6 protein-coding genes are annotated in these 11,025 nt (G+C 40.1%); all 6 read right to left on the bottom strand.

Annotation, left to right across the window (positions count from 1 at the left end; genetic code table 11):
* Positions 1-128: 128 nt before the first annotated feature.
* The gene (locus tag ACYVAA_RS11050; RefSeq protein ID WP_460541550.1) at positions 129-1,181 is read right to left on the bottom strand and encodes a hypothetical protein; all 1,053 of its coding nucleotides are present in this window, start codon (positions 1,179-1,181) and stop codon (positions 129-131) included.
* Between the two features lie 78 nt (positions 1,182-1,259).
* Positions 1,260-2,948, bottom strand: coding sequence for a RagB/SusD family nutrient uptake outer membrane protein (locus tag ACYVAA_RS11045; RefSeq protein WP_460541548.1), 1,689 nt, complete (start codon positions 2,946-2,948; stop codon positions 1,260-1,262).
* 10 nt (positions 2,949-2,958) lie between these two features.
* Positions 2,959-6,327, bottom strand: coding sequence for a SusC/RagA family TonB-linked outer membrane protein (locus ACYVAA_RS11040; RefSeq protein ID WP_460541546.1), 3,369 nt, complete (start codon positions 6,325-6,327; stop codon positions 2,959-2,961).
* A gap of 163 nt (positions 6,328-6,490) precedes the next feature.
* Positions 6,491-7,525, bottom strand: coding sequence for a FecR family protein (locus ACYVAA_RS11035; protein WP_460541544.1), 1,035 nt, complete (start codon positions 7,523-7,525; stop codon positions 6,491-6,493).
* 225 nt (positions 7,526-7,750) lie between these two features.
* Positions 7,751-8,359, bottom strand: coding sequence for an RNA polymerase sigma factor (locus ACYVAA_RS11030; protein ID WP_460541542.1), 609 nt, complete (start codon positions 8,357-8,359; stop codon positions 7,751-7,753).
* A gap of 483 nt (positions 8,360-8,842) precedes the next feature.
* Positions 8,843-10,297, bottom strand: coding sequence for an NADP(+)-dependent, decarboxylating phosphogluconate dehydrogenase (gnd, locus tag ACYVAA_RS11025; protein ID WP_460541540.1), 1,455 nt, complete (start codon positions 10,295-10,297; stop codon positions 8,843-8,845).
* Positions 10,298-11,025: the final 728 nt, after the last annotated feature.

The raw sequence follows: 11,025 nt of genomic DNA, 5'->3' as shown, positions 1-11,025 counted from the left end.
CTTTGGGTCAGCAGGATATTGCTTCCAATTATCGGCTGAAATGCAATTGCCCTCAGAACCCAGTAAAAAGGCTCCTGAACTCATTCCAAGAGTCTTTAAGAAATTTCTTCTTTTATTATTTCCTTTTTTCATTTATTGTCAAATTTTAAATTCAGTTTTTCGATTAGCCTGTATTCTTCAAGCTTCCATTCCTCTCTTATGGTAGTGAGATACTCTATAAGTTGTTCTAGAGTCGTAGGATTGAGGGATTCTTTGTTTTGAATAAGAATGGGATATACTTTAACTTTATTGATATCCTCCCCATTTTTCAAGAAAGAGATAAGCGTACCCAGATTTTCAGTACTGATCTCTACCTCCATTAGCCAATCCAGGACGGCATTCTTCACTGGTGTACCAAGGCTCAAAAAATGTGAAAAAACAGTGGCCACACCCAGGTCCTGACTCCAAAACGTCTTTCCCAAACGTTCTACCGCTTTTACCCCTAAGTAGTCATTTTCACTGAAAACCAACTTCAGCACCTCTTCCTTCTCTCTGTTGGAAAGAGGAGTACGTTGGGCAAGAAAAAACCGGTGATAATTTTCATTATCAGATCTAAGCATGGTCACCACAAGATCTTCGTCCAGCATACCCTGTGTGTATTGCTTCAATTGTTCTTTTATACCACCATTGACCACATGCCATAGGGCATAGCTAGTATAGACAGCACCACTTACCACTTCGGAGTGAAACGTTTTGTTGGTAGCACCTGTCATACCATTAACTTCCCTGGAATAAACCAGCTTAGTGGTATCAACTAAATCGGTCATTTTATAGTCCTGAAGAATAGAAGCATCATTTTGAATGATTGTCTTAAGCTTCCTATGATCCAAGGAATCAAAAGCTTGATGGTCGAACTTTGTCAATGGATTATGGGGAAATTCTTCGTAATCCTTGAAATTCCCAAGAAGGTCCCACTTCACGATTAAATCCATTGGGTTACATAAATCCTCCAAGCATATAGGCATGTGAAATTTAGCCCAATAATACGCTGGCTCTCCTTTAGTAGAATGCTTAAGATGAACAGTTGCCGCATATCCATCATAAAACTCGTACTCAAAAATAGGATTGGGATCATTTGACCTCGCGTTGCCTGCTAAAATGTCCATCAATAGAAAGGCAAATAAGCTGATTGAATTTGTCATAATTCGCAGCAAGAATACTCCCAACAGCGACTCATTTGCTGTTGGGAGTTGTACAATACATTATTGGTCAATCAGTAATTAATAACCTGAATTTTGGCTAAGGTTATTGTTAATCAAAACCTCCTTCGTCGGAACCGGCCATAAATATTGTTTGCTTGCATCGAATTGCCTATTGGTCAATTGTTTGATAAGCCCTTGATCAGCCATTGAGGAAAAATCAGGAATCCCATTTTCATCTATTTCGGGAGTTTCAGGAAAAAACCAGAGCCCTTTATCCACGATCTTTTCTTTTAGATCAGTAAGATCCAATAATCCATAGTCGGGCTTGTTCAAAGCTACTTCAGCTATTCTCCAGCGAATTAAGTCCATATAGCGCAAGCCCTCAAAAGCAAACTCCATCCTTCTTTCCATCCGAAGTATACTTCTTAATTCATCCTGGGACTTCATTTCTACAACAGGATAAGCGGAGACATTGTCAGGAGAAACCTTATAGGCCCGAGCTCTCACTTGATTCATTGCGTCAAGTACAGACTCATCAATCTCATTCAATTCAATGGCGGATTCGGCATACATCAACAGAACGTCCGCATACCTTATGACAATCGCGCTATTTTCAGCCCTAAAATCATCCACCCAGGTTTGGTCGATCCCCTTTTTCCAAATCAATCCATTGAAGGACGCATATTGCTGGTTGCCTTTCGTATCATTATTAGTCTGATAAGCCCCTGTATTGAAATTATAAACAGCAACAGAATCAGGGTGAGGCTGATACATCACCCCCAAAAACTCACTTTGGAACGGTACAATGGTATAACCGCATCGTGGATCCCTATTTTTAAAGGGCTGGTGTGGGTCAAATAAGCTAGATTCATCTACAGGCAGTCCGTCTGTACACAAGTAGGAAGCCAATAAATCCCAAGAAGGGTCGTATGCAGCATATCCTCCATTGTTTCTGGGAAGATATCCTCTTACGCTTAAGTCAAAATTCAATGCTGTAGATCTTGGAATGGAGAAAATAATCTCAGAAGCTGTGCGATTCTCCGCCAAAAACAAATCCCCATAATCAGCAAACAAGTCATAGACCTCCAAGTCAATACAACCCTTTGCTGCTTCTTTGGCTATTTCATAATCACCGTTATACAGAGCAGCACGTGCTTTAAAGGCCAATGCAGCCCCTTTGGTGCCCCTCTTAATTTCATCATTGGAGTAGGAAATCGGCAAGTGTTCGATAGCAAAATCAAAATCTTCATAAACCGCTGCCATCACTTCCTCCCTATCTGTTCTTTTAAGATGATATGCCTCACTCAATTCAATGATATTTTGATAAAAAACAACGTCACCAAAATGAGCAACCAACTTAGCATACAGATAAGCACGGGCAAATCTTGCCTCGGCAATATACTGATTCAATGATTCCTGGGATAAACCAATATCTGAAACTTCTAGGTTATGGATAATGGTATTGGCCCTCGTAATACCTTTATAAGAATTGGCCCACAATCCCTCGACCGTGCCCCATTCACCATTAATGGTAGCAGAGGTAATCGCCGTTAAAGTTTCACGATAGGTCCAATCGTCAGTCCAGTCCACTTGGTCATTCCCCCAAAACACCGGTTTGTAGAGATCATTGATGGACATATTGATTTCTATTTCATTATTGTACCAGTTATCAGTGGAACCTTCTGACAACGGGGATAAATCAAGCTCATTACAGGATAATGTTCCTATCATCACACTTGCAAAAAGGATATATATCAAGTTCTTCATCACCTCATTTTTAAAATTGAACATTCAGCCCCAGTAAAATCTGGGTAGTAATTGGATAACCTGTAGGTGCTACTTCCGGATCCCACCCATTCGGGTAGTTACTGATGGTCCAGAAATCCGAAGCACTCACATAAGTACTGAGACCTGACAGGCCTGTTTTAGATAGTAAGGTTTCCGGTAGGCTGTACCTGAGGGTAATATTCTTGATTCTGAAATATGCACCATTAAACAGCCAGTAATCTGACATCGTTAAATTTGAACTGTCATTAACTCTTGTCAATCTGGGATACCTCACCTCTAGGTTTTCTTGCTCACTGTTGTATTGACTCCAATAATTCCCATCAAGTATAGCAGGGATGTTTCCCCAATTGTTGGTAAGGGAAGTCACCATGATCGGGTCAATTCGTGAATTTTGTTTTCCTATACCTTGAAATGCCATGTTCAGGGAAAAGTTTTTATACCCAGCGGTTAGGTTTCCGCCATAATTGTACCTGGGCAAGGATCCCCCCAAAAGAACCCGGTCGTATTCAGGCGAAATATTACCATCTGGCACCCCATTGGGGCCACTGATATCCAGATATTTCACATCTCCTGGTTTGACAGTGGAATTAATGGTTGCGCTGTTATCTACCTCTTCCTGGGTCTGAAAAAGTCCATCTGACAAGTATCCGTACCACTCATTATATTCACTCCCTTCTTTTACGATTTGGCTTCCTAAAAACTGGGTTCCCTTTAGATCCCCCATAGTCGATTTTACATCCGACACATTAAAGGATATTCCATACTCAAACTCTCCTATCCTATCCCTCCATGAAGCTTGAAACTCCCAGCCTTTACTATTCATAAAGCCCGCATTTTGGTCAGGATTAGTATAACCCAGATAATCAGGGATCTCCAAAGCCAACAGCATGTCCTTAGTGGCCTTATAAAAATAATCTGCTGTCATTTGCAACTTGTCCTCCAAAAAATTAAAATCAACGCCTATATCATAAGATTCGGTAGTCTCCCAAGTGATGTTGCGAATAGCATATGCTGCTTGAGCTGCTGTGATCTCCGACACTACATTATTCCCTTTGATAAATAGGGCATTGCCAAATCCTATACTTGCCTGATAAGGATAATTTCCTATCCGCTCGTTACCCAACTTACCATAGGACACCCTTAATTTCAAGAAGGAAAGCACCTTATTATTTGCCAAAAAATCTTCATTGGAGACTACCCATCCTGCAGAAACTGAGGGGAAATTGCCCCATCTGTAATCTCTGTAAAAACGAGAGGAACCATCCCTTCGAAAATTCGCCTGCAAAAAGTACTTGCTTCCATAATTGTAAAGCACCCTTCCAAAAAAAGAGCGATAGGTACTTTCTGAGGCTCCACCGCCATTGTTTCTATATTCCAATGGCCCTTGATCCAAATAGGGAAAGGACGTCAGAAGATATTGATCCCTGGATGCAGTCAAGTAGTCACTTTTACTATAGTAATTTTCAAACCCGCCCAAAAGATCAAAGGAATGGGAACCAAATGACTTGTTATAATTGGCCAAAACTTGCCCCGTATATCTTTCCCCTTCATTCCTTGACTCCATTAGGTAAGTTGTTTCCGTTCCTTCCACATAACCTTCAAATTGTTGAGGATCATTCGCTGAATAATAGGGCACTTGTTTTCTGAAAAACTTCCCTTTATCATACCTTAAATTTGGGGAAAATACACCACTCAATTTAAGTCCTTCAATCGGAGTATAATCCAGTGCTAACCGGCCTCCTAAAGCGGTAAATTTATCTTCATCAAATCCCCCATACTTCATTTGTGCGTAAATGTTGGTTCCTGATTTTCCACTGGCGATCCTGTCGTCCTCCCAAAGGGCCGCATACACTGGAGAGGAAATTAACATTATATAGATTGGATCCACTGTTGGCTGAAGGGAACTTGATACCTTATAGTTTATATCTATCATTGCACTCAACTTATCACTGATTGTGATATTATTGTTGATCCTTGCTGTTACACGGTCATAATCCCGGCCATCGTATAAGGCGCCGATTTTATCATATCCAAAAGAAGCATTGGTCTGGATATTTTTGGATCCTCCTCGAATGTTCAAGGCATGGCTCTGTCTAGGAGCATTATTGTTCATAATCAACCCCACCCAATCGGTATTGGGATACATATTGGGATTATCACGGTGCAATTGGTCATAATTATCGATGACATCCTTGGGATAAACGGAATACTCATTGTCGTTTCCATTGTCATTCCAACGCAATTCGTTGGTCATTTCCATGTAACGTTTGACCCCCACATTTGCTGGAAGAGCCGTTGGCTTTTCCACCCCATAATTAAAATCATAAGTCATGCTAAAGGATCCTTCTTCAGCCCGCTTGGTAGTAATAAGTATCACTCCGGCTGCTGCTCTGGAGCCATAAATAGAAGCAGAGGCAGCATCTTTCAAAACGGACATGCTTTCTATGTCTCCAGGGTTAATGTCATTGATATTATCGATAGGCACTCCATCTACAATTACCAGTGGACTGCTATCACCAATAGTGGTAATCCCTCGGATTTTGATATCAGCTGTACTTCCCGGCGCATTGTTGCTTCTTGTAACAGTAACACCAGGAACTGCTCCTTGTAGGGCTTGGGAAACCTGTACGGTTTTTCTGGAGGTAATGTCTTCCCCGTCTATAGCTGCCACAGCTCCCGTTAAATCTGCTTTCTTCTGTGTACCATAACCAACCACTACTACCTCATCCAATTGTTTGGCATCTTCCTTCAAGCTTATCTTCAGGAAACTCTGGTTTCCAACCTCCACCTCTTGAGACAAGAAACCGACAAAGGAGACGATCAAGGTGTTACCTTCGGAAACATCCAATGAGAATTTACCATCGATATCCGCTGCAACCCCTACTGTGGTTCCTTTTACCAAAATAGTTGCACCCGGTATAGGTTCCCCATGTTCATTGACCACCTCGCCCCTAACAACTTCTTTTGGGGAAATTGCTTTAACAGCGGTGCTTTTTCCTGTTTTTTTGATATCAATGTCATGATTGATTTGGCGAAATGAGACCGACACCTGACGGGCAATTTGCATCAGGAATCCTTCTATGGTATCATTTGTTTTGCTAAAAGTAACCTTTTGGTGCTCATCCAAATCATTTCGGTCGTAGGCAAATTGAAAGGGAGTTTGGGCCTCTACCTTGTTTAAAAAATCTTCCAGGGACATGGTCTGATCCGGGAGGGTTATACTGATTTCATCTATGCTCTTAAACTGGGCATTCACCTCACCGGCAAAAACCAAATTCAGAAACACCAATTGAACCAAAAACCCATAAATAAAGAACTTGGACAACATATATATTGTCTTTTGTAGTTTTAATTTCATAATTTTATGGTGTTAGATTTTAATAATTTAATGGAAGTGATCTTTTCCAATTGCTCCCCATTCCCCAATGTGGCATTTGGATAAACATCACTTTAGGACCTACCAAAGAATGTTTTGGTAGGTTCTTTTTTAAGATGTGTCTGCTATCATTTTATTCATTAGATTAAAATTTAATTATTACACTTTTCCCTTTTATTTCAAATTCAAAATCTTCTATATAGGCCATTCGTTTTAAAACCCTTTCCAAACCTGTATTTTCAAATGATATGTCTATATTCCATTCTCTGCTTGGTGCCCCCAACACTTCTATCTCCACTCCGTACCATTTCTCTAATGAGTTCATGACATCGATAAAGCTCGCCTCTTTAAAAATCAAAACTCCTTTCTTCCAACCTGTAATCTCTCTGACCTCAAATGGACCAATGATCGTCTCCTGGCTTCCAGGTGAATAATCAAGCAGCTGTCCCGGAGTCAGGTTGTTTTTGGCCTTGGTCAACAGATTCTCTACCTCTACTTTACCTGTTATCAGTGCTATTTGGAGGTTTTCTTTTTTATAATTGTTTATATTAAAAGAGGTACCCAACGCCGTAGTTACCAGCTCCGAAGATTGTACTCTAAAGGGCTTTTGTGGATCATGGGCTACTTCAAAAAAACCTTCACCTTCTAAAACCACCCTTCTTTCATCGCCTAAAAACTGCTCTGGATATGAGAGCTCACTTCCACTGTTTAGCCAAACCACTGATCCATCAGGAAGCTTAAAGGTCATCCTTTCACCTTTATCAGCCACTTTATGAATAGGAGAATTTATTGCTTCGGGAATAATCAGTTTGGTAGCTGTTCCATAAAGAAAAGCTAAAAGCACACAAATGGAAATAATAGCCGCCACCCTATAATATTGACCAAACCATTGGGTGTTTTTCGAAACAAATTCCCCATCCGATAGCTTACCTTGAGTCTTATTTTCACTTACCCTATCTTCCTGAAGAATGTTATTGAGGACTTCATCCTTAAAATCAAATTCAGGCCGTTTTTCTTCTACCCGAATTCCTAAAATTATTTCTCGGGCCATTTTTAAATTGGGAACTTTTGATGGATTAGCCTTGATCCAAGTAGACCAATACAATTCCAGATCTTCATCCGGATCCTTTACCCATCTCACAAACTCGGGATTAGTTAAAAATTCTAATAGTTGATTCATTTAATAAATTTTCGACCCTATATCTGTATAAGACCTACAGGCTCTAAATGACATCACTATTTTTAATCTTTTTTGAGAAAAATATTTTTTTTTTGGAAAACAGGCTGTAAAAGATATACTTAGAAGGCGTGAATGCCGGTAAGTAGTCTATTTTAGCTATTCGAAAAAACACTCAATCGGTACTCCGTCAAAAAATAACAAGGGCAAGTTGGGACTGGAGGCCTGCTAGATAATATCCTTCAAAAATTTAATCGCTTTATACAATAAATTTCTCGCAGATTTAATATTGGACAAGCCCATTATCTGCCTGATTTGTTCATAATTTAGCCCCTCGTAGTAAAAGTAAAATATCACTTCTTTTTTTCTAGCATTTAACTGACTTAGAGCTCTGTTTAATTTTTCAATTTGCTCCAAATCAAGCTGCCTGTCTATCATTAACTTTTCTTGGGAATAGGAAACGGTAAAAGAGTAATCGTCCTTTAATTCAAGTATTTTATTGTACCATTTCTTGTGCTCTTTTAGAATTCTCCTTTTGAGGGATTTATAGAGGTAGAATTTAATGTTTGTTGTATCGCCAAGCTTACTTCGAGACTTTCTTAAATCTATAAACAATTCTTGGACAGCATCTTTCACCAAATTTTCATTTGAGCTAAACATCAGCCCATATTGTATCAAAGCATCAAAGTATTTTTTGTAAATAAAAATAAATGCGGACTCATTTCCTTCTTTAAACGATCTCCATAAAGTCAAATCATCTATTGGTTGATTTCGACCGTTTGAGACAAACTGTTCATTAACTTCAAATGAAAATGCTTTAGTTTTTTCTATCCCCATCTTGTCCATTCATTTTTAAGCCAATATTGCTTTTTCATTATATTCCCTATCTAAAATTTATTTTGGCTTTCTCCGAAACAACCTTAAAGATTATACTCAGCAGTTTAGAAAATATCAAAATTTAGAATAGAATACGGTACTTTTATAAGAGAATCTACAATTAAGTAATTACTTTTTTCAAAATCAAAACAATTCAAAACTTTACATCATCATAAAGAAAATTTAAAGAAATAAAAGAGTTATAAATCCTATGTTATTATTCCATTTAAGTGGCCTCCGATAAATAATATCCTAGACCTCCTTCCAATCCCATCAAAGGATTATTTGGAACTTAAATGGGAACAATGGTTTAACTGTTTTTAATTCTCCCCAAAACTAATCGGTGAATGAAATGCGAAGCCTAATAACAAATAGATTTTCAATTGAGCAATAACATAAAAAGCCGCTAAACGCGGCTTTTTATGTTATTGTATGACAGATGGATCAGCTATTATAGGCTGTTGACACCGTATCGGCACCTTCTCCGGTCCAGTTGGTATGGAAAAACTCTCCCCTGGCCTTGTCCACTCTTTCGTAGGTGTGCGCACCGAAGTAGTCGCGCTGGGCCTGAAGCAAGTTGGCCGGCAGCCTTTTACTTCTGAAGCCATCAAAATAGGCCAAGGCCGAACTTAAAGAAGGGACAGGAATACCATTGGTAATGGCCGTGGCGCAAACATTCCTCCAACCTTTCTGTGCTCCCTGAACTTTTTCTTTAAAGAAGGAATCCAACAGTAAATGGGGCAGCTTAGGATCTTTGTCAAATGCCTTTTTGATATCCCCCAAGAAGGCAGAACGGATGATACAGCCACCTCTCCACATCAAGGCTATATCGCCATAGTTCAGGTCCCAGTTATAGGCTTTCGATGCTTCCATCAACAAGTTATAGCCTTGGGCATAGGAAATGATCTTTGCCCCGTAAACGGCCATCTTCAAATCTTCCAGCATGGCCGCTTTGTCGCCATCAAAGCTGATCGCTGGTGCATCAAATACCTGTGAAGCTTTCTCTCTCAGTTCAAGCTGGGCACTCAGAAAACGGGAAAACACGGATTCAGCAATCAGGGTCAAGGGCACGCCCAAGTGCATCGCTCCTATCCCTGTCCACTTGCCGGTACCTTTCTGACCCGCTGTATCCAGGATTTTTTCCACCATTGGCTCACCATCCTCATCTTTATAGGCCATGATATCTGCAGTGATTTCAATCAGGTAACTGTCCAGCTCCTCATTGTTCCATTTTTTAAAGGTCTCATGCATTTCATCATAGCTCATGCCAAGCACATCCTTCATAAACTGGTAGGCTTCCGTGATGATCTGCATATCTCCATATTCGATGCCGTTATGGATCATTTTTACATAATGACCGGCACCGTCGCTTCCTACCCAGTCACAGCAGGGAGCACCGCCATCCACCTTGGCGGCTATAGATTGGAAGATATTCTTTACATGTGGCCAAGCATCTTTACTGCCTCCTGGCATCATGGAAGGGCCTCTCAAGGCACCGATCTCTCCTCCTGACACGCCAGTGCCGATAAACTTGAACCCTTTGCTCTCTACATACTCCGTTCTACGGATAGTATCTTCAAAGTTGGAATTTCCTCCATCGATAATGATATCTCCTTCTTCCAGGTGCGGAAGAAGCTGCTCAATAAAATCATCCACCGGATCGCCTGCCTTTACCAGCATCATCACCTTTCGGGGGCTTTCCAAGGAATCTACCAGCTCCTTGATGGAATGGGCGCCGATAAAATTCTTTCCTGCTCCCCTGCCATTGATAAATTTATCCACTTTTTCAGTGGTCCGATTATATACTGCCACGGTAAAGCCTTTGCTTTCCATATTGAGCACCAGGTTTTCACCCATTACTGCCAGACCGATCAATCCGATGTCCGCAACTTTTGTCATGATAATCTAATTTTATTAGGTAGTTGTTAATTGGCCACCCAAAAAAAGTGGCTAAAAGCTAATTTTACTCGAACAAAACTACTCATTAACACAAATAATCACTAGCATCCTTTGACAATATTTAATTTTGCCATTATAACCACTGACAGTCCCAGGATATTGCCTGCCCCATTTAAGAGCAACTGGTTAAGCTTTGAGTATAAAGCCTGATCTTTCCTTGTTTATTTTTTTCACAGGCAAAGCTATGGGACTGATGCGTTTGCGAAGAATCAAAAAAATTTATCTGTGTATCCGCAATGTTGCACGTAACCAAATCTTATAATGTTTTTATTGTTTTTCTGTTCTTTTATTCAGGTATTGTTTTGTTCTTGAAGGTCTTCATGAATGCTGCGCATTTCCATTGATGAAAAGAACCAAACCTCGCCTACCGGGAGGCAGGAATCTAGGCCATGGAGCATTCTTCAAATTGAGTGAATTGGTTTTCGATTACGATTAGTTTGTCTCAATTTGATTTTGTGCCATTTGCCGTAGGCTAAAAATGAGTGGATCTCGCTCGTCCACTTCGCGAGCTAACTCATTTTTTTAACGCCTCCATCAACCGTCCCAAAACCGAATGCTCCAAAGGCCTTTAGAAGGATTTCAGTTAAGTACTTTGTTTCATTTGTACTACGTGCAAAATCCCGGATAGTCAGAAAAATTTATCTGGTTATGCGCATTGTAACCACCAA

The organism is Echinicola sediminis (assembly GCF_054777495.1).
The sequence above is the reverse complement of the archived record's forward strand: the minus strand, read 5'-3'. Positions and strand labels throughout refer to the sequence as shown.